Source organism: Pseudomonas sp. P4795 (assembly GCF_048822895.1).
Taxonomy (GTDB): domain Bacteria; phylum Pseudomonadota; class Gammaproteobacteria; order Pseudomonadales; family Pseudomonadaceae; genus Aquipseudomonas.
The window spans coordinates 173427-193196 of the sequence record NZ_JBMFBT010000009.1; the positions used below are offsets into that span (position 1 = coordinate 173427).

Annotated in this window: 23 protein-coding genes; 12 read left to right on the forward strand and 11 right to left on the reverse strand. The window is 59.8% G+C overall.

Annotated elements, in window-relative coordinates; translation table 11 throughout:
* Positions 1-2 precede the first annotated feature (2 nt).
* On the reverse strand, positions 3-1421 hold the full coding sequence (locus tag ACOI8A_RS23630) for an amino acid permease (RefSeq protein WP_420647928.1): 1419 nt from the start codon (positions 1419-1421) through the stop codon (positions 3-5).
* Positions 1422-2358: 937 nt separating this feature from the next.
* Here ACOI8A_RS23630 and ACOI8A_RS23635 point away from each other — a divergent pair.
* Positions 2359-2496, forward strand: a complete 138-nt coding sequence (locus ACOI8A_RS23635; RefSeq protein WP_420647927.1) for a hypothetical protein — start codon at positions 2359-2361, stop codon at positions 2494-2496.
* A 70-nt stretch (positions 2497-2566) separates the two neighbouring features.
* Positions 2567-3532 (forward strand): leucyl aminopeptidase, encoded by a 966-nt coding sequence (locus ACOI8A_RS23640; RefSeq protein WP_420647926.1) that lies wholly within the window; start codon positions 2567-2569, stop codon positions 3530-3532.
* 190 nt (positions 3533-3722) lie between these two features.
* On the opposite strand, the gene rluB is transcribed toward ACOI8A_RS23640, so the two are convergent.
* From rluB to ACOI8A_RS23670, 6 genes are all read right to left on the reverse strand, one after another.
* Positions 3723-4943, reverse strand: a complete 1221-nt coding sequence (gene rluB, locus ACOI8A_RS23645; protein WP_420647925.1) for a 23S rRNA pseudouridine(2605) synthase RluB — start codon at positions 4941-4943, stop codon at positions 3723-3725.
* Positions 4944-5099: 156 nt separating this feature from the next.
* Positions 5100-5291 (reverse strand): DUF1289 domain-containing protein, encoded by a 192-nt coding sequence (locus tag ACOI8A_RS23650; RefSeq protein ID WP_420647924.1) that lies wholly within the window; start codon positions 5289-5291, stop codon positions 5100-5102.
* Positions 5292-5293: 2 nt separating this feature from the next.
* Entirely contained in the window at positions 5294-6277 is a 984-nt protein-coding gene (gene scpB, locus ACOI8A_RS23655; RefSeq protein WP_420647923.1) for an SMC-Scp complex subunit ScpB, read from the reverse strand.
* Positions 6278-6288: 11 nt separating this feature from the next.
* Positions 6289-7047 (reverse strand): segregation and condensation protein A, encoded by a 759-nt coding sequence (locus tag ACOI8A_RS23660; RefSeq protein WP_420648095.1) that lies wholly within the window; start codon positions 7045-7047, stop codon positions 6289-6291.
* Positions 7048-7107: 60 nt separating this feature from the next.
* Positions 7108-7737, reverse strand: a complete 630-nt coding sequence (locus tag ACOI8A_RS23665) for an L-threonylcarbamoyladenylate synthase (RefSeq protein WP_420651425.1) — start codon at positions 7735-7737, stop codon at positions 7108-7110.
* A 13-nt stretch (positions 7738-7750) separates the two neighbouring features.
* Positions 7751-8614: a PHP domain-containing protein gene (locus tag ACOI8A_RS23670; protein ID WP_420647921.1), complete on the reverse strand. Its 864-nt coding sequence runs from the start codon at positions 8612-8614 to the stop codon at positions 7751-7753.
* 87 nt (positions 8615-8701) lie between these two features.
* Here ACOI8A_RS23670 and ACOI8A_RS23675 point away from each other — a divergent pair, with 87 nt between their 5' ends.
* The 6 genes from ACOI8A_RS23675 (at position 8702) to ACOI8A_RS23700 (ending at position 12933) form a co-directional block, all read left to right on the forward strand.
* On the forward strand, positions 8702-9298 hold the full coding sequence (locus tag ACOI8A_RS23675; protein WP_420647920.1) for a septation protein A: 597 nt from the start codon (positions 8702-8704) through the stop codon (positions 9296-9298).
* 1 nt (position 9299) lies between these two features.
* On the forward strand, positions 9300-9599 hold the full coding sequence (locus tag ACOI8A_RS23680) for a YciI family protein (RefSeq protein ID WP_420647919.1): 300 nt from the start codon (positions 9300-9302) through the stop codon (positions 9597-9599).
* 256 nt (positions 9600-9855) lie between these two features.
* Positions 9856-10266, forward strand: a complete 411-nt coding sequence (locus tag ACOI8A_RS23685) for a translation initiation factor 2 (protein ID WP_420647918.1) — start codon at positions 9856-9858, stop codon at positions 10264-10266.
* 7 nt (positions 10267-10273) lie between these two features.
* Complete coding sequence (locus ACOI8A_RS23690; protein ID WP_420647917.1) at positions 10274-10951, forward strand: response regulator transcription factor; 678 nt, start codon at positions 10274-10276, stop codon at positions 10949-10951.
* 125 nt (positions 10952-11076) lie between these two features.
* Entirely contained in the window at positions 11077-11526 is a 450-nt protein-coding gene (locus ACOI8A_RS23695; RefSeq protein WP_420647916.1) for a Spy/CpxP family protein refolding chaperone, read from the forward strand.
* A gap of 66 nt (positions 11527-11592) precedes the next feature.
* Positions 11593-12933 (forward strand): ATP-binding protein, encoded by a 1341-nt coding sequence (locus ACOI8A_RS23700; protein ID WP_420647915.1) that lies wholly within the window; start codon positions 11593-11595, stop codon positions 12931-12933.
* Between the two features lie 241 nt (positions 12934-13174).
* Here the strand turns inward: ACOI8A_RS23700 and ACOI8A_RS23705 are convergent, their stop codons facing one another.
* Positions 13175-13741: a nitroreductase family protein gene (locus tag ACOI8A_RS23705; protein ID WP_420647914.1), complete on the reverse strand. Its 567-nt coding sequence runs from the start codon at positions 13739-13741 to the stop codon at positions 13175-13177.
* A gap of 121 nt (positions 13742-13862) precedes the next feature.
* Between ACOI8A_RS23705 and ACOI8A_RS23710 the strand changes: the two genes are divergently transcribed.
* Positions 13863-15317 carry a TrkH family potassium uptake protein gene (locus tag ACOI8A_RS23710; protein ID WP_420647913.1) on the forward strand — a complete coding sequence of 485 codons (1455 nt, stop codon included), beginning with the start codon at positions 13863-13865 and terminating at the stop codon, positions 15315-15317.
* Here ACOI8A_RS23710 and ACOI8A_RS23715 read toward each other — a convergent pair.
* On the reverse strand, positions 15274-16335 hold the full coding sequence (locus ACOI8A_RS23715) for an AraC family transcriptional regulator (protein WP_420647912.1): 1062 nt from the start codon (positions 16333-16335) through the stop codon (positions 15274-15276). The two genes, ACOI8A_RS23710 and ACOI8A_RS23715, sit on opposite strands and share 44 nt — an antisense overlap.
* Positions 16336-16499: 164 nt before the next feature.
* On the opposite strand from ACOI8A_RS23715, the gene ACOI8A_RS23720 reads away from it, so the two are divergent.
* Together ACOI8A_RS23720 and ACOI8A_RS23725 are read left to right on the forward strand one after the other, a co-directional pair.
* Positions 16500-16811, forward strand: coding sequence for an Mpo1-like protein (locus ACOI8A_RS23720; protein ID WP_420647911.1), 312 nt, complete (start codon positions 16500-16502; stop codon positions 16809-16811).
* Positions 16812-16838: 27 nt separating this feature from the next.
* The gene (locus ACOI8A_RS23725) at positions 16839-17429 is read left to right on the forward strand and encodes an HD domain-containing protein (RefSeq protein WP_420647910.1); all 591 of its coding nucleotides are present in this window, start codon (positions 16839-16841) and stop codon (positions 17427-17429) included.
* Positions 17430-17512: 83 nt separating this feature from the next.
* Here ACOI8A_RS23725 and ACOI8A_RS23730 read toward each other — a convergent pair whose 3' ends face one another.
* On the reverse strand, positions 17513-18328 hold the full coding sequence (locus ACOI8A_RS23730; RefSeq protein ID WP_420647909.1) for a UDP-2,3-diacylglucosamine diphosphatase: 816 nt from the start codon (positions 18326-18328) through the stop codon (positions 17513-17515).
* Between the two features lie 227 nt (positions 18329-18555).
* Here ACOI8A_RS23730 and ACOI8A_RS23735 point away from each other — a divergent pair, with 227 nt between their 5' ends.
* Positions 18556-19449, forward strand: a complete 894-nt coding sequence (locus ACOI8A_RS23735; protein WP_420647908.1) for a DMT family transporter — start codon at positions 18556-18558, stop codon at positions 19447-19449.
* On the opposite strand, the gene ACOI8A_RS23740 is transcribed toward ACOI8A_RS23735, so the two are convergent.
* Positions 19443-19730 (reverse strand): SelT/SelW/SelH family protein, encoded by a 288-nt coding sequence (locus tag ACOI8A_RS23740; protein WP_420647907.1) that lies wholly within the window; start codon positions 19728-19730, stop codon positions 19443-19445. The two genes, ACOI8A_RS23735 and ACOI8A_RS23740, sit on opposite strands and share 7 nt — an antisense overlap.
* Between the last annotated feature and the right edge of the window lie 40 nt (positions 19731-19770).

Genomic DNA, 19770 nt, shown 5'->3' on the forward strand with positions numbered 1-19770 from the left:
GCTTACTTGGCAGCACCTGCCGCCTGCACAGCTTGTTGCGCGCCGCGTTTGTTCTTGATCACGTAGCAGACCCACATGAACACGACCCACACCGGAATCGCGTACACCGAGATCTGGATGCCCGGAATCAGCAGCATCACACCCAGAATGAATGCAACGAATGCCAGGCAGATGTAGTTGCCGTACGGATACCACAGCGCTTTGAACAACGGCGTCTGCCGGGTCTTGTTCATGTGCTGGCGGAACTTGAAGTGCGAGAAGCTGATCATCGCCCAGTTGATCACCAGCGTCGCTACAACCAGCGACATCAGCAGCTCAAGCGCGTGTTGCGGGATCAGGTAGTTAAGCAACACTGCCACCAGCGTCACCGCTGCGGAAGCAAGGATCGAACGCACCGGCACGCCGCGCTTATCGATCTTCGCCAGCGCTTTCGGCGCATCACCTTGCTCGGCCATGCCCAACAACATGCGGCTGTTGCAGTAGGTGCCGCTGTTGTACACCGACAACGCAGCGGTCAAGACCACGAAGTTGAGGATGTGCGCGGCGGTGTTACTGCCGAGCATCGAGAACACTTGTACGAACGGGCTACCGCTGTAGGAATCGCCGGAGGCATTGATGTTGGCCAGCAGGGCATCCCACGGCGTCAGCGACAGCAGGATCACCAGTGCGCCGATGTAGAAAATCAGGATGCGGTAGATCACCTGGTTGATGGCTTTCGGGATCACGGTCTTCGGCTGATCGGCTTCAGCTGCGGTGAAACCGAGCATTTCCAGGCCGCCGAAGGAAAACATGATGATTGCCATGGCCATCACCAGACCGCTGACGCCATTGGGGAAGAAACCACCGTGCGACCACAGGTTGCTCACCGACGCTTGCGGGCCGCCATTGCCACTGACCAGCAGATAGCTGCCCAGCGCGATCATGCCGACAATCGCCACCACCTTGATGATTGCGAACCAGAATTCGGCTTCACCGAAGACTTTGACGTTGGCCAGGTTGATCAGGTTGATCAGCACGAAGAAGCCAGCAGCGGTCACCCAGGTCGGAATATCCGGCGCCCAGTAGTGCACGTACTTGCCGACCGCTGTCAGCTCGGACATGCCCACCAGAATGTACAGAATCCAGCAGTTCCAGCCTGACAGGAAACCGGCAAAGCCGCCCCAGTACTTGTGCGCGAAATGGCTGAAGGAACCCGCCACCGGCTCTTCAACGATCATTTCGCCGAGCTGGCGCATGATCATGAACGCGATGAAGCCGCAGATGGCATAGCCGAGGATCATCGACGGGCCGGCGGATTTCAGGACCCCGGCCGAGCCGAGGAACAATCCGGTACCGATCGCGCCACCGAGGGCGATCAGTTGAATGTGTCTGTTTTTCAGGCCGCGTTTCAGCTCGCCTGATTGCGAGGGTTGTCCACTCATGAAAAAGGTCTCACGCAAGGTTTGATGATGTTCAGTAGACGTTGCTGCAAGGTTGCGATTTGGCAGCCTCGATCAAACCCCAGCGCAGGCACCAGGAGTTCAGCTTTTTTACAACGGTCATGCGTCACCTGTTTGTTTTTATCTGTGACGAAATCGAACCCGGCACGCTCGTGACGCGACGGAGTGAACAAGGCGGATGGCCTTGAGATTTACGCGATTACGCAGAGGGTCACAGCTAAAACGCGGCGCATTGTACACCGCTAACCCCCTGCTGCCAGACACCGCTGGATCAGCGTGTCGGTTGCCGGGATTGCGCGTGTCCGCCTCGAGTAGCCCGGGCGACTGCAAAATTTGATTCAGGCCTTTGCAGGCCGTCGGTATGGACGAGTGAAAAGTCGCCCACAGAGGAGAGGTGAAATCGGATTACGGCGTTCATTGCGCCTCCTTCTTGTTATGCACCTGCACGACAGGCGTAGGGCGCATCTCATCGTTCAAAGCGTTCTGAAACAAGCGCGCCAGAGCCTTGCACGGCTCAGCACAGGCGGGCCTTCGGCATGAATTCCTTACAGCCGCGCCAAGCTCCGTAATCCATGGGACTAAAGCGCGTATTTCGTAAACAATACGTTACATCGCGTAACGCATAGTTTCCGATTCAGAAAAATCTGTAGGTCGTCTGCAAATTGACGGAGGCAAGCTTGCTAACGAAAAAGCCGTTTAGTTTTTTGTTTTCAAATAAGAAAACGCCGTCAGAAAAACGGAATAAAAAGTTCATTTAAAAATTAAATGGATAATTTTTTGCGCAACAAAACATCGTCAACTAGGTTCTTCACGTCCTGCCGGGGTTCGTGACCGGCAAGTCAGCGCACTGTTCCGCGAGCCATTGGCCGTTGAGAGTGCGCCGCTATTCCAATCGTGAAAGTCATCTAGGAGATCGACCATGCAAGTACTGGAAAAAGACCTGGACACCGAACTGCAACTGGACGAATGGTTCGAAGCACCGACTCATGACGCCGCCGTGGAAATGATGCAAGCCGACGCGGTCGTACCGTTCGGCACGGCGATGTGGCCTCTGTAACACGTCCCGGGCAGGCACGATCCGGCCGGTCGTGCCTGCCGCTTTTCTCACGGTCTGTCCGGGAGGGCTCATGGATAAGCCACGCGCGATTTCGCATTTCCTCTACTACCTCGAACATCACCCAGCCTTGGCCGGACTTGAATCAGCCAAGGTGCTGCTGGGGCACACTGCCGATTACGAAGCGCTGACCGGCGCCATCGCCGAACAATCCGGCGACCATCCGCGCTTCCAGTTCAGCGCCCGACGCCTGGACCTGGAATCCACCGCAGCGCTGACTTCGGCGATCACCGACAGCGATCTGTACATTTTCTTCTACGACTCTTCCACCCTGCCCAACCCGCGCCCCGAAGGCCCGGAGTTTGTCCGCGCGCTGCAAGCGGTAATGGCCGAGAACTGGAAGAAATCGCTGCTGTTCAAGGACTACGGCGATTATTTCTACGACACCTTCAGCGTCACGCCGCAACGCATTGCCGGGCTGAATAGCCATCTGATCCAGCGCATGTCGCAGGCCACCACCCTGAGTTTCAAGGACGAGCACGGCTCATGGTTCGAAACGCCGATGAGCAGCATCAAGAAATGGACCGACATCAACGGTGTCGGCAATTTCGATCTCGCGCCAGGTGAAATCGCCACTCACAGTGAAGCGATCAATGGCCATGTGAAGTTCAAAGGCACGTTCCTCAGCACCATTCCGTTTGCGCGCAAGTACGGCGTGCTGGAGTCGCCGCTGGAGCTGTGGATCGAGAATTCGACCATCAGCCGCATCGCCACCGAGGTGCCGGGGCTGGAGCATGATTTCAACAAGTACCTGGATGCCAACCCGTCGAACCGGCGGATCGAGGAGCTGGGGATTGGTACCAACGAAGGCGTGAAAAAGCTGTATGCGCGCAATGCCGGATTCGAGGAGCGCCATTGCGGTTTGCATCTTGGGTTGGGTGGTGGGGCCAAGGGCAGTCATCACCTGGATCTGATTTTCTCCAGCGGAGTGTTGGCGCTGGATGACAAACCGGTGTTTGACGGCAGGTTTGTTTTTTAGGCGACTGACGCCATCGCTGGCAAGCCAGCTCCCACAGGGATTATGTCGATTACAGAATTTGAATCCACCCCGAATCCTGTGGGAGCTGGCTTGCCAGCGATGACGGCCTCAAAACCACGACATAACTTTCGCCAGACGAAAAAAAACGCCAACCCTGAGGTTGGCGTTTCTGGTTCAGCGCAAAAACCGCTTACTCAGGCTTGCGACGACCAAAGCCCGGACGCTGACCGGAACCAGCCGGTGCGCCACGGCGCTTGCCCGACGGCTTGTCGCCATCAACCAGCTTGATGCCTGGACGCTTCGGCGCCGGCTTGGCCGGGCGCTTGTTGGTGTCCGCTGGACGATCCGCCACTGGCGTACCGCGACCGGCAGGAGCACCACGCTCGCCACGCTCAGTGCGACCGTTGGCCGGACGCGGAGCGCGCTCGCCGTCACGGGCGCCAGCAGGCTTGCGCGCTGGACGCTCGCCTTCGATGTGCGGCTCACGCGATGGACGCGGGCCGGTCGGGGCGCCAGCGGCTGGACGCAGCGTGCGCACGCGCTCGGTCTTGCCCATCGGGCGCGATGATTTGCGTTGCAGACGCTCGAGCTTGTCTTTGCTCTTGGCATTCAGTTGCGGCATGGCCACCGGGGTCAGGCCGACTTCAGCGCTCAGAATGTCAACTTCATACTGGCTCATTTCGCGCCAGCGGCCCATCGGCAGGTCGGAGTTGAGGAACACCGGACCGAAACGCACGCGCTTCAGACGGCTGACCACCAGACCCTGGGATTCCCACAGACGACGAACCTCACGGTTACGGCCTTCCATCACCACGCAGTGATACCAGTGGTTGAAGCCTTCGCCGCCCGGCGCCTGCTTGATGTCGGTGAACTTGGCAGGACCGTCTTCCAGCACCACGCCAGCCTTCAGACGCTCGATCATCTCGTCATCGACTTCACCACGTACACGCACGGCGTACTCACGGTCCATCTCGTAGGACGGATGCATCAGACGGTTGGCCAGTTCACCGTCAGTGGTGAACATCAGCAGACCGGTGGTGTTGATGTCGAGACGGCCGATGTTGATCCAGCGCCCTTCTTTCGGACGTGGCAGCTTGTCGAACACGGTTGGGCGACGCTCAGGGTCGTCACGGGTGCAGATCTCGCCATCGGGCTTGTTGTACATGATCACGCGGCGGACCGACTCGGCGGCTTCTTCGCGCTTGATGACCTTGCCATCGATGGTGATTGCGTCGTGCAGGTCGACGCGCAGGCCCAAGGTGGCGTCTTTGCCATTGACCTTGATGCGGCCGGCAGTGATCCAGGATTCAACATCGCGGCGCGAGCCGACGCCGATACGGGCGAGGACTTTTTGCAGCTTCTCGCCTGCTGGGCCGATTTCCTGGTCGTCTTTCTGGTCGTTGATACTCATCTGGGCACCTCCCGGTGTGGTCTGTTCAGAACGCTCTGAATTAAGCGTACTGAAGCTTTGAAATCTGGGTTCTTTGCCGAAGGGATCGACGAAGGGTCGCGAATCATACGCGGATGTGAGCGTTGGCGCACCAAAGACTAGCTGATTGATCGACAGTTATTTTCTTTTCCGCCGACCGGCATTGCCCAGTTTGATCAGGCGCAGCGCGGCTTCGGCGAGTACCGTACGCTTGTCGTCCTTGTCGAGTTTCTTCCAGGCTTTGATCTCGCGCTTGCTGCGCCCGCAGCCGATGCAGATGTCATCGGTGAATTTACAGAGGCTGATGCAGGGGTCTTTGGTTGAGCTCATGCTCAGTCCTCGAATTCGCGGCGCTCGGCTTCGATGGCTTCCGCCAGGGCGCGGGCTTCGGCTTCTTCTTCGCTCAGTTCGGGTTCCGGCGCGGCTTGCTCAAGGGCGGCCACGGCGGCCAGCAGTTTTTCCCGGGCTTCAGCGACGCCGAGCACATCGTCTTCCTGCTCTGGTACTGGTTCGGCTTCTGGCTCGGTCTCGAGCTCAATTTCAACTACAGGCTCTGGCGGCTCGTCGTCAAACTCTGTCGACATCGGCTGACCATCCGCCACATCGCGCAGCAAATCGTCGAAGTCGGTCTTGATCCCCTCCTCCATGCTGTCCAGCTCAAGCAGCAAGGTGTGGAAACTGGTTTCTTCCTTCTCCTCCTCCGGCTCGGCGCTGGCGTCGGCCAATTCCTGCAGGCTGGCGGGAACCGGTGCGTCGTCGAAGTCCAGAATCGGGTCCGGTTCCAGCTCGCGCAGTTCGGCCAGCGGCGGCAGGTCGTCGAGGTTCTTCAGATTGAAATGATCGAGAAAAGCCTTGGTGGTGGCGAACATCGCCGGTTTGCCGGGCACGTCGCGGTAACCGACGACGCGGATCCACTCGCGCTCCATCAGCGTTTTGACGATGTTGCTGTTGACCGCCACGCCACGCACGTCTTCGATTTCGCCACGGGTGATCGGCTGGCGATAGGCGATCAGCGCCATGGTTTCGAGCAAGGCGCGGGAATAGCGCTGCGGACGTTCTTCCCACAAGCGCCCGACCCATGGCGAGAACTTCTCGCGGATTTGCAGGCGGTAGCCGGAGGCAACTTCTTTAAGCTCGAACGCGCGACCGTCGCAGGACTTTGCGAGCAAGGTCAGGGCTTTCTTGAAGACCGGCGGCTCCGGGCGCTCGCCTTCTTCGAATAGCTCGAAAAGGCGTTCAAGCGATTGCGGTTTTCCCGAGGCCAACAGAAAGGCTTCAAGCAGGGGCGCCAGCTCGCGGGGTTCAGTCAGGTTCATGTTTCGACTCGTTATTCGGCTCGGGCTCGCACGTGGATCGCGGCGAACGGCTCATTCTGCACCAGCTCGACCAAGGATTCCTTGACCAGTTCAAGGATCGCCATAAAGGTCACCACCACGCCGAGCTTGCCTTCCTCGGCAGTGAACAGCTCGATAAACGGCACAAACCCGCCGCCCTTGAGCCGTTCCAGCACATCGCTCATGCGCTCACGGGTGGACAGCGCCTCGCGGCTGACCTGGTGGCTTTCGAACATGTCGCCACGGCGCAAGACTTCGGCCATGCACATCAGGATTTCTTCCAGCGCCACGTCCGGCAACAGCTTGCGCGCGCGGGCTTCGGGGGCGTCAAGCTTGGGCACCACCACATCGCGGCCAACCCGGCTCAGGCCATCGATACCTTCGGCAGCAGCCTTGAAGCGTTCGTACTCCTGCAAGCGGCGGATCAGTTCGGCACGCGGGTCGTCCTCCTCGTCTTCGATGGTTTCCGCTCGCGGCAGCAGCATGCGCGATTTGATCTCGGCGAGCATCGCAGCCATCACCAGATATTCGGCGGCCAGCTCCAGACGCACCGACTGCATCAACTCGACGTACCCCATGTACTGGCGGGTAATTTCCGCCACCGGGATATCGAGGATGTTGATGTTCTGTTTGCGGATCAGATACAGCAGCAGATCGAGCGGGCCTTCGAAAGCTTCAAGGAAAACCTCAAGTGCGTCCGGCGGGATGTACAGGTCCAGCGGCATTTCCATGACCGCCTGGCCATAGACCATGGCAAACGGCAGTTCTTGCTGGGCGCCGGCCTGCGGATCGACGGTTTCCACTGCGGACATTCAGGCCTCGACCATGAACGGAGCCGGGTCGCCGCAACCGACGCGCACCACTTCCGGATCGTCGCCGGTCAAGTCGATGACCGTCGATGCCTTGATCCCACCGAAACCGCCGTCGATGATCAGATCAACCTGATGCTCGAGCAACTGGCGCATTTCATAGGGATCGGTCAGCGGATCTTCATCGCCGGGCATGATCAGCGTCACGCTCATCAACGGCTCACCCAATTCGGCAAGCAGCGCCAGCACAATCGGATGGCTCGGCACACGCAGGCCGATGGTGCGCTTCTTCGGATGCAGCAGCAGGCGTGGCACTTCGCGGGTGGCGTTGAGAATGAAGGTGTACGGGCCGGGCAGATGCGCTTTGAGAATGCGGAAGGTGCCGGTGTCGATCTTGGCGAACAGACCCAATTGCGACAGATCGCTGCAGATCATCGCGAAGTTGTGCTTCTCATCGAGCTGACGCAAGCGCCGAACGCGCTCCACAGCATTCTTGTCGCCCATCTGGCAACCGATAGCGTAGGAAGAGTCCGTGGGATAAATCACCACCCCGCCCTTGCGGATGATTTCAACAGCCTGTTTGATCAGGCGCGCTTGCGGGTTTTCCGGATGGATCTGGAAAAATTGACTCACATTCTCTACCTGTTCAGACGGCGGCAATAACTGTGTCATGTTTGAACCGGCACCACAGGGGCGGCAGGTCCTCAGGAAGCGGCCGGTACTGGCCGATCTCGGACCAGCCACCAGGGCCATGGAAATCACTGCCGGCAGTGACCAGCAGACCGAACTCACGGGCAAGGATCGCCAGGCTGCCCACCTGTTCTGCGGGCTGATGGCCATTGACCACCTCGATTGCGTGCCCGCCTGCTTGAATATAGTCGGCAATCAGTTTTCGGCGCTTGCTGCGGGTGAAATCGTAGTGCCACGGATGCGCCAGACTGACCCAGGCCCCGGCGGCGCGCAGCGTGCCGACAGTCTCTTCCAGGCTCGGCCAGTGTTGCTTGACGTCGCCCAGCTTGCCGGCGCCGAGCCATTTGCGAAACGCTTCGGCGCGATCCTTGACGAAACCTTCACGCACCATCCAGTCGGCGAAATGCGGACGGGCCGGGGCGTTGCCGCTGTCGCCGAGTTCCTGCTGGATCTGCCGCGCGCCATCGAGGGCGCCGGGCATGCCTTTGAGCGCAAGTTTGCGGCTTATCTCTTCCGACCGTAGCCAGCGGCCATCGTGCAATTTGGCGATCGCCTCGACCAACGGTACGGCATTTACGTCGAAACCGTAGCCCAGCACATGAATGGTCGCGCCGCCCCAGGTGCAGGACAATTCGACGCCGTTGATCAGTTGCATCCCCAGCTCGGTGGCGGCGCTGCGCGCTTCGGCGAGGCCTTCGAGGGTGTCGTGATCGGTCAGGGCCAGAACTCGCACGCCATTTTCAAACGCACGCGCAACCAGTACCGCAGGCGCCAATGCGCCGTCGGAGGCCGTGCTGTGGCAGTGCAAATCAACATTCACGGGGATGTGTAACCTCAAATAAGCTGGCGCTATCGCGCGCCGATATGTTTGTTATTATGCCGCCACATCCGGCATCTGGCTCTCACTGTGAAACAATTCATCGATTTCATCCCGCTTCTGCTGTTCTTCATCGTCTACAAACTCGATCCACGCACCGTCGATATCGCCGGGCATGAGTTGACTGTAGGCGGTATTTACAGCGCCACCGCGATGCTGATCATCAGCTCCCTGGTGGTGTATGGCGCCCTCTTCATCAAACAGCGCAAGCTGGAGAAGAGCCAGTGGCTGACCCTGATCGCCTGCCTCGTGTTCGGCAGCCTGACCCTGGCCTTCCACAGCGAAACTTTCCTCAAATGGAAAGCCCCGGTGGTCAACTGGCTGTTCGCCGTGGCCTTCATCGGCAGCCATTTCATCGGTGACCGCCTGTTGATCAAACGCATCATGGGCCACGCGCTGACCTTGCCGGATCCGGTCTGGACGCGGTTGAACATCGCCTGGATCGCGTTTTTCCTGTTCTGCGGCGCGGCCAACCTGTTTGTCGCCTTCACCTTCCAGAGCTACTGGGTCGACTTCAAGGTGTTCGGCAGCCTGGGCATGACCGTGCTGTTCCTGATCGCACAGGGTATTTACCTGTCGCGTCACCTGCATGACACCGATACCACAACGCCAAAAACCGAGGACTGACATGCTCTACGCAATCATTGCTACCGACGTCGCCAATTCCCTGGAAGCCCGACTGGCTGCCCGCCCTGCACACCTTGAGCGCCTGCAGGTACTCAAGGGTGAAGGCCGCATCGTCCTGGCCGGCCCGCACCCGGCGGTCGACAGCAATGATCCGGGCGCAGCGGGTTTCACCGGCAGCCTGATCGTCGCCGAGTTCGACTCCCTCAGCGCCGCCCAGGCCTGGGCTGATGCCGATCCGTTTATCGCGGCGGGCGTCTACGCCAACGTCAGCGTCAAACCGTTCAAGCAAGTCCTGCCTTAACAAGTAGAGAACCTTGTGGCGAGGGAGCTTGCTCCCGCTGGGGCGCGGAGCGGCCCCGCTGTTCAACTCACGACGCTGGAGACTGCTGCGCAGTCTAGCGGGAGCAAGCTCCCTCGCCACGGTTACCTATCCCCTCACGGTCGGCGAAATGGTTTCTGGCACTGAACCTTGATAGTTCTTGCTGCTCTCAATCGCTCATTATTCTCGTTTGCCTGCCGACAACCTGCCCAATATCCATTTGGAAACAGGTGTCGCGATGCGCAAGGGTCCGTTGTGTCTGATGTTGTTGACGTTGTCGATCGTGGCCCCCGCCCATGGCGAGGAAGGGACTGAGGGCGGCAACTCGACGCCATTGTCGTTAAGTGCCGGCAGCCAGATCACCGAATTGCAGCAGCGCCTCAAGGCCAGCGAGCAGCAGCGCGAAGAACTGAGCAAACAATTGCAAAGTGCCGACAACGAACGCGAAAGCGCCCAACTCGGCCGCTTGCGTCAGGAAAATCAACGTTTGAAGCTGCAACTCAAGGAAGCCCAGGCCAGTCCAATGCCGCGTCTGCTGACTGATCAGCAGCAATGGTTCGTCACTGGGGCCGGAGTTGCGCTATTGGCGCTGCTCTGCGGTATCTTTGCCAGTGGTGCAAGTCGAAAACGTCGACAATGGCTAAATTGAGTGAGTCATGAGCGAGCTGTTACTGATTGATGATGACCAGGAGTTGTGTGAACTCCTGAGTAGCTGGCTGAGCCAGGAAGGCTTCCAGGTGCGTGCCTGCCACGACGGCCAGAGCGCCCGCAAGGCACTGGCCGAAACCTCGCCGGCCGCCGTGGTGCTGGACGTCATGCTGCCCGACGGCAGCGGTCTGGAACTGCTCAAGCAATTGCGCAGCGATCACGCTGATCTGCCGGTGCTGATGCTCTCGGCCCGTGGCGAACCGCTGGATCGCATCCTCGGTCTGGAACTGGGAGCCGACGATTACCTGGCCAAACCCTGTGACCCGCGCGAACTCACTGCCCGCCTGCGCGCCGTGCTGCGCCGCAGTCATCCGACGGCTGTGACCACTCAGGTCGAACTCGGCGATTTGATGTTCAGCCCGGTGCGCGGCGTGGTCAGCATCGAGGAAAAGGAATTCACCCTCACCGTCTCCGAAAGCCGCCTGCTCGAAGCCCTGCTCAAGCAACCCGGCGAGCCGCTGGACAAACAGGAACTGGCGCAGATCGCCCTCGGCCGCAAGCTGACCCTGTACGATCGCAGCCTCGACATGCACGTCAGCAACCTGCGCAAAAAGATCGGCCCGCACCCCGACGGCCGCCCACGGATCGTGGCGCTGCGCAGCCGCGGCTACTATTACAGCCTGTAAGTTTTGTCAGGTCGGCACCAAAGCGTGTTTACCCAAGCTTTACACTGCGCTGACCGCCGCTGACCTTGATCTCCGTAATCTGAACTCATCCGGAACGTACCGGGAACGAGACAAGGAGATACACCATGCGCAAGACTCTTATCGCTCTGATGTTCGCTGCCGCTCTGCCAACCGTCGCCATGGCCATGCCCCAAGATGGCGGCCCGATGGGTGGCCCGCTCGACGGTCCGCGCCACGGCGGTCAAATGCACGGCATGCACGGCAAAGGCCCGTACAGCGAGCTTGACCTGTCCCGCGAACAGCGCGAGCAGATCCGCAAGATCATGGGCGAGCAGATGCACGAGCGTAAGCAGACGGTCGACAAGTACCTGGACAAGCTCTCGCCAGCCGATCAGAAAGCTCTGAAAGACGAAATGGCCGCCAACCACAAGAAAGCCGAATCTGACGTACGTGCGGTACTGAAGCCGGATCAACAGAAGAAATTCGACGAGATCCAGAAGAAGAAAGCCGAACGCCGCGCCGAATGGGCCGAGTTCAAAGCCTGGAAAGCGCAACAGCCGCAAAAGGCGCAATAATGCTCTAGTGTCACGCCCAACCCAACGGCTCAGCGCCGTTGGGTTTTCTTTGCTTGAGGATTTTCTGTGCGTTCATTGTTCTGGCGTATCCTCGCCAGCTTCTGGCTGGCCATCGCTCTGGTTGCAGGGCTCTCCATTCTGCTCGGGCACATGCTCAATCAGGATGCGTGGATTCTCAGCCGCCATCCGGGCCTCAACACCCTGGCAGCCGACTGGACCCAGACCTATGAAGCCCAGGGCGAAGACGCCGCTCAGAACATCCTCGAACAGCGCAAACGCCAATACCACATCGACGTGCAAGTGCTAAACGAGAGCGGCGACCCGGTAGTGCGCGGCACCTTTCCACGCCGAGCGGCCGCCTTCGAAGCACGCCAGAACAACGATGACCGACGCCTGCCATGGCGGCGTCTGACCGACGAGTTCACCAGCGAAAAAAGCGGCGACACTTACCTGTTCATCTACCGCATCCCCCATCCCGAACTCGACTCCTGGCATCGTGAAAGCCTGCTCTGGCCATTGAGTGCGCTGGGCATCGCGCTGGTGGTATTGACCCTGTTCAGTCTACTGGTGACGCTGTCCATCACCCGCCCGCTCAGCCGCTTGCGTGGTGCGGTGCATGACTTGGGGCAGACCACCTATCAGCAGAACAGCCTGGCGCGACTGGCCAACCGGCGCGATGAGTTCGGCGTGCTGGCCAACGATTTCAACCGTATGGGCGCGCGCCTGCAAAGTCTGATCGGCAGTCAGCGGCAGTTGCTGCGTGACGTTTCCCACGAACTGCGTTCACCGCTGGCGCGATTGCGGATTGCCTTGGCGCTGGCCGAACGGGCCAATCCTGAAGAGCGCGAGAAACTCTGGCCACGTCTGACCCGCGAGTGTGATCGGCTGGAGGCGTTGATCAGTGAGATTCTGGTACTGGCACGGGTGGATGCCGACAATGCCAGCGCCGAAGATGTGGACTTGAATGCCTTGCTCGGCACGCTGCAAAAGGATGCGCAACTGGGCTCGCCGGAGCAGACCGTGCTGCTGGAGGTCGAGCCGCAACTGAACCTCAAAGGCTGGCCGACCATGATCGAACGCGCGGTGGACAATCTGTTGCGCAATGCTCAGCGCTTCAATCCGGTCGGGCAGGCGATTGAATTGCAGGCTGCACGTCAGGGCGAGCGGATTGTGGTGAGTGTGCGCGACCATGGGCCGGGGGTGCAGGCTGAGCATTTGAGCCAGTTGGGCGAGCCGTTTTATCGGGCGCCGGGGCAGACTGCGGCGGGACATGGCTTGGGGCTGGCGATTGCGCGGCGGGCGGCGGAGCGCCATGGCGGGAGCCTGGTTTTGGCGAATCATCCTGATGGTGGGTTTGTTGCCAGTCTGGATTTGCCGTTGGTGCCGGGGATCGTGGTGCAGCCCTGAAGAGCCCCTCACCCCAGCCCACTCCCGGAGGGAGAGGGAGCCGACCGAGGTGTCTTGCGTCATACATCGACCTGAAGAACCGAGCTGATTATGAATTCAACAGAACCGTAATCCGCGTCGATCTGGATTCGGCAAAGATCGCTCAGGTCGATGTACCTCTGAAGCATCCCCCAATCAGTCCCCTCTCCCACGGGGCGGTCCGACGTTTCGGGAGGGCTAGGGTGAGGGTGCTTTTCAGCTTTCAGGCTTTACCAGGCCAGGCACTAACAAACTCCGCCAGATCAACCTTCTCCGCCACCCGCGGCTCTTTCTGCGGCGTCCCCAGATACAGGAACGCAATCACTTCCTCACCCTCGACCAACCCCAAGCCTTGCGCCACATGCTGCGAATAAGCCAGATCCCCAGTACGCCAAACCGCACCAATCCCCTGCGCATACGCCGCCAGCAAAATCCCGTGAGCCGCACACCCGGCCGCCAGCAACTGCTCAGCCTTCGGGTACTTGACGTGATCCTGCAACTTCGCGATCACCACAACCACCAACGGCGCGCGCAACGGCCCGTTACGCGCCTTGTCGATCACCGCCTCGGTCACTTCGCCGCCCTGCAATTTAGCCGCTTCAGCCAGCAACTCACCCATCTGCTCGCGCGCCGCACCTTCGACGGTCAGAAAACGATAAGGCTGCAAATGCCCGTGATCCGGTGCACGCAGCGCCGCGCCAAACAGGGCTTCGCGCTGTTCGGCAGTCGGGGCCGGATCGATCAGTCGTGGGACGGAAACACGGTTGAGCAAAGCGTCGAGAGCCTGCATCGGCCACCTCCTGGAAAAAATGTCCGACTATTCTAGCGGTATCTTCCACCGGGATGCCGGTTTACATGCCCTGCCCCACGGGTAGAATGGCGACCTTCCCACATCAGCCCGAGCGGACTTCATGGCGTTGCCGACCTTACGCATCATTGGATTCATCATCGGCATCTTCCTGATCACCCTGGCCATCGCCATGGTCGTGCCCATGGCCACCCTGGTGATCTACGAGCGCACTGGCGATCTGCCGTCGTTCCTCTGGGCGAGCATGATCACCTTCGTCGCCGGACTCGCGCTGGTGATTCCCGGACGCCCGGAACACATTCACCTGCGCCCGCGCGACATGTATCTGTTGACGGTCAGCAGTTGGCTGGTGGTGTGTATTTTCGCTGCGTTGCCGTTTCTGCTGACCCAGCACATCAGCTACACCGACTCGTTTTTCGAAAGCATGTCCGGCATTACTGCGACCGGTGCCACCGTGCTCAACGGTCTGGACAACATGTCGCCGGGCATTTTGATGTGGCGCTCGCTGCTGCACTGGATCGGCGGTATCGGCTTTATCGGCATGGCGGTAGCGATTCTGCCGCTGCTGCGCATCGGTGGCATGCGCCTGTTCCAGACCGAATCTTCCGACCGTTCGGAAAAGGTCATGCCGCGCTCGCACATGGTGGCGCGCCTGATCGTGGCGGCGTACGTCGGCATCACCATTCTCGGCAGCCTGGCCTTCTGGTGGGCCGGGATGAGTCCGTTCGATGCGATCAACCACGCGATGTCAGCGATTTCCACGGGCGGGTTTTCCACCTCCGACCAATCGCTGGCCAAGTGGACGCAACCGGCGGTGCACTGGGTGGCAATCGTCATCATGATTCTCGGCAGCCTTCCCTTCACCCTGTACGTGGCCACGTTGCGCGGCAACCGTCGGGCGCTGATCAAGGATCAGCAGGTGCAGGGTTTGCTCGGCATGTTGCTGGTGACCTGGCTGGTGCTCGGCACCTGGTATTGGTGGACCACCCAGCTGCATTGGCTGGAAGCGTTGCGCCATGTGGCGCTGAACGTGACTTCGGTGGTCACCACTACCGGGTTCGCACTGGGGGACTACAGCCTGTGGGGCAATTTCTCGCTGATGCTGTTTTTCTACCTGGGTTTCGTCGGCGGTTGCTCAGGATCGACAGCGGGCGGGATCAAGATTTTCCGCTTTCAAGTCGCCTACATTCTGCTCAAGGCCAACCTTAATCAGCTGATCCACCCGCGCGCGGTGATCAAGCAGAAATACAACGGTCACCGCCTCGACGAAGAAATCGTGCGTTCGATCCTGACGTTTTCGTTCTTCTTCGCCATCACCATCTGTGTGATCGCCCTGCTGCTGTCGCTGCTCGGGGTCGACTGGATGACGGCATTGACCGGCGCCGCCAGCACCGTGTCGGGCGTCGGCCCTGGTCTGGGCGAAACCATCGGCCCGGCCGGCAACTTTGCGACGCTGCCGGATGCGGCCAAGTGGATTCTGTCGTTCGGCATGCTGCTCGGCCGACTGGAGATCATTACGGTGTTCGTGCTGTGTATTCCGGCGTTCTGGCGTCACTGACAGCGTTCGGCGTTTGCTGCAATCGCGCCCGGTAATCGCCGGGCGTGGTGTCAAACCAGCGGCGAAAGGCGCGAAAAAAATTGCTCGGGTCGGCAAAGCCCAATAGATAAGCAATCTCCAGCAGAGTCATGCTCGCCTGCGCGAGGTATTGCTCGGCCAGTTCACGGCGCGTGTCATCGAGCAACTGCTGAAAACTGGTGCCCTCCTCCTGCAACCGACGCTGCAACGTGCGCTGGGACAAGTGCAGGGTTTGCGCCACCGTATCGCGCTTGGGTTCACCCTGTGGCAGCAAGCGGCACAGCACCTGGCGTGCCTTGTGCGTCACGCGACTTTCGGAAAACCGCGCCAGATATTCCCCGGCAAACCGGTCATGCAGCAGCGCCATCGCCTCATTGGCAGTCGGTAGTGGCGCTTCCATGTCGGCACGTTCGAAGATCAACGCGTCATACGCGGCGTTGAACACCAGCGGCGCATGGAAGGCTTGTCTGTAAGGTTCCAGATCATCCGGCTGATCGCCCTGCACCAGCACTTTGCGTGGATGCAGCGCACGCCCGGTCAGCCAACCGCACAGGGCGAGCGCGCAGGCCAGCGAGGCTTCAGCACTTTGCCGGGTCGGCGGCAGATGATCGCCGTGCACCGTCAGGATCAGCGCATAACCTTCGTCAAGCAGGCGAAAACTCAGGTCAGCACTCTCTGCGATGATCCGCTGATAACGCACCAGCCGCTGGAAGCCTTCGGCCAGGGTGTTGCTGGACATCAACGCGTAACCGGCGACATGGAACGAGGCCGGGCGCACCACTTTGCCCATGTTCAGGCCGATAGCGGGATTGCCGGACAGCTCGACGGCCCGTTGCCAGAGTCGGGTCATGGAATCTTGCGGGAAGCGCGCGTCCGGATCATCCAGCGCCGCATAGTCGAGCCCCAGTTGCCTGAACAGAACCCGGCAATCCAGGCCGTCCATTTCCAGTGCTTTGACAATCCCCATCGCCCAGCTTGCAGAAGTCGTTCGTTCGCTCATGGCGTTTTTCTTTTAGAGAACGGGCCGCATGCCACGGCCTGATTTGCGAAGGATACTAAAGTGGCGCCGATTGTCACTGGCCGACGCCAATGATCACTCTAGACTCAAATAAGCTACCCGCCGAACATCTTGCCATCAGAACAATAACCACAGAGATCGCAGTCGTGGAAAACATCAAGCCGTTCAACAGCTTCGCCGAGTTCTATCCGTACTACCTCGGCGAGCACAACAACAGCACGTGCCGGCGCCTGCATTTCATTGGCACCACGCTGGTGATCTGCATTCTTGCGCTGAGCATCGCCAAAGGCGCCTGGCTGCTGTTGCTCGCCCTGCCGGTCGCCGGGTACACCTTTGCGTGGATCGGGCACTTCTTCTTCGAAAAAAACCGCCCGGCGACTTTTCAGCATCCGTGGTATAGCCTGCTCGGCGACTTCGTGATGTACCGCGACATGATCCTTGGCCGTGTGCCGTTCTGAATACGTTGTGTGCCCGGAGGACGGCCGATGAACGCTAATGCCCGCTTCACCCATATGCAGGACGGTACCCAGGAAGACTGGGCGATCATCGCTGCAGACTTCAGCGCCTACGCACGCCAGTTGCCGGGGCGGATCCTCGCTCACCTGAAATTGCTCGAAGGCGATTTTGGCGGCTTCCCGGTGGATCGCCTGACCCACTCGCTGCAAACCGCGACCCGCGCCTTTCGCGATGGCCGCGACGAGGAGTACGTGGTCTGCGCCCTGCTGCATGACATTGGTGACACCCTCGGTTCCTACAATCACCCGGACATTGCGGCGGCGATTCTCAAGCCGTTCGTCAGCGCCGAGAATCTGTGGATGGTCGAGAAGCACGGAATTTTTCAGGGCTATTACTTCTTCCATCACCTGGGCATGGATCGGCACCTGCGCGAGCAGTTCAGTGAGCATCCGCAGTACCACGCGACGGTCGAGTTTTGCGCCAAATACGATGCGGCGGCGTTTGATCCGGATTACGACACGTTGCCGATGAGTTTCTTCGAGCCGATGCTGGAACGGCTGTTTGCCCAGCCGAAGAACTCCATCTACAAAGCCGCAATGGAAGAACACAGCCCGGCCTAAGGTCAAAAGATCGCAGCCTGCGGCAGCTCCTACACAGATCCCCTGTAGGAGCTGCCGCAGGCTGCGATCTTTTGACTTTGCTTTTAAGCCAATTCAGCAACCTTGGCCGCTTTCAGCTCTGCGTCTCTAGCTTGCGCATCTGCCAAACGATACAGCTCGATCGTGCCATCCCAATGCTCGATCAGCGCCGTACACGACTCCACCCAATCACCACAGTTGAGGTAATCCACCTCGCCGACCTTGCGAATCTCCGCATGGTGAATGTGCCCGCAGACCACGCCATGCAGTCCGCGCTTCACGCATTCATGCGCAATCGCTTCTTCGAAGTCGCTGATGAAACTCACCGCCGTCTTCACTTTGTGCTTGAGGTACGCCGACAGCGACCAATAACCGTAGCCGTAACGGGCGCGCCAGTGATTGAGCCAACGGTTGAGAGTCAGCGTGAACTCATAAGCCGAGTCGCCGAGGAACGCCAGCCAGCGGTGATAACGCGTGATCACATCAAACTGATCGCCGTGAATCACCAGCAAATGCCGGCCGTCTGCCGTGACATGCACCGCTTCATCGACCAGTTGAATATTGCCGAGGATCAACTTCGAATAACGCCGCAGAAATTCGTCATGGTTGCCGGTGACGTAGATCACCTCGGTGCCGCGCTTGCTCATGGTCAACAAGCGGCGAATCACGTTGGTGTGCGCTTGCGGCCAGTACATGCCGCCGCGCAGTTTCCAGCCGTCGATGATGTCGCCAACCAGATAGACCTTATCGGCGTGATAGCCCTTGAGAAACTGCGACAGATGCTCGGCCTGGCAATCTTTGGTGCCAAGGTGCACATCGGAAATCCACAGGGTGCGCACTCTTTGTTTACGGCTGGGTCTGGCAAGCTCGGCGCTGGTCATGGGCGACCCTCTACGATGTTTTTGCCACTCTGCGCCCGGTGGGTTAATCGTCCATGACAACTGTGCGTCAGTCTCGTGACAACGCTTGAACAATTCACAGGACGACTTCAGGATGTCTCCTACACAAATGCGACACGGGGCTGACGACAACTGTCGGTAGTCTGCTGACAGACACATCAGGCAGAACACGATTCAATGGCGCAAATGTATTCGATCCAAGGACAGCAATGACTCCCCGTACCGCCCTCGGCGCCCTGCATATTGGCGCACTGATGTTCGGCCTGACCGGCGTATTCGGCAAACTCGCGGCCGCCTCGCCTGCGGTGATCGTGTTCGGCCGTGCCGCGTTTGCCGTGCTCGCACTGGCCTTCTTCGCGCGCTTCGCCAGTCAGCAGGGCTGGCAAAAACTTCAGGCTGTGGACTGGCGTCGATTGGCGTTGAGCGGCGTATTGCTGGCCGGGCACTGGGTAAGTTTTTTCATTGCGGTGAAAGTCGCCGGGGTCGCAATCGCGACGCTGGGTTTCGCCAGTTTCCCGGCCTTCACGGTGATCCTTGAAGGGCTGATCTTCCGCGAACGCATCCGCGCCAACGAGATTCTGCTGGTGGTACTGGTGAGCGTCGGTCTGGTGCTGGTGACCCCGGCGTTCGATCTCGCCAGCGGCGCGACCACCGGGTTGCTCTGGGCGATTCTCTCTGGCCTGCTGTTTTCCCTCTTGTCACTGACCAACCGCGCCAGCTCCGGGCGCATTCCGGCGGTGCAGGCGGCGCTGTGTCAGAACGTGGTGGTGGCGCTGTGTCTGCTGCCGGTGGCGGCGCCGCAACTCGCTGAGGTGCGGGCCATTGACTGGCTGTGGATTGCCCTGCTCGGAGTATTCTGCACAGCCGTCGCGCACAGTCTTTTCGTCGCCAGCCTCGCGGTGATCAAGGCGCGCACCGCTGCGGTGGTGTTTGCCATGGAGCCGGTGTACGGCATCACCGTCGCCTGGCTGCTATTCGATGAAAACCCGACTCTGCGCATGCTGCTTGGTGGTGCGCTGATCATTGTCGCCATCGTGGTGTCGAGCCGGATGTCAGGCAGCGCCGACAAGAAAACCGTCGCCGCCGAAGCTGCGTCTCACTGAGTGCGATCGTTGTGGCCGAGGTCACGCTCGGGATCGATCTGATCACGGACTCGCTGCTTGAGCACCTTGGCCTCGGGAAACCCGCCGTCGGCCTTGCGCTCCCAGATCTGCGTGCCGTCGCAGCTGATGTGAAACACCCCGCCGGTGCCCGGCACCAATGACACTTTGCCGAGGTCGTCTCCGAAGGTGCTGAGCAGCTCTTGCGCCAGCCATGCGGCGCGCAGTAGCCACTGGCACTGCGTGCAATAAGTAATGACGATTTCCGCTTTTGTTACGGACATGATTGCTGAAACTCCTGATCCAGAGAGGCGCCGCTATAAT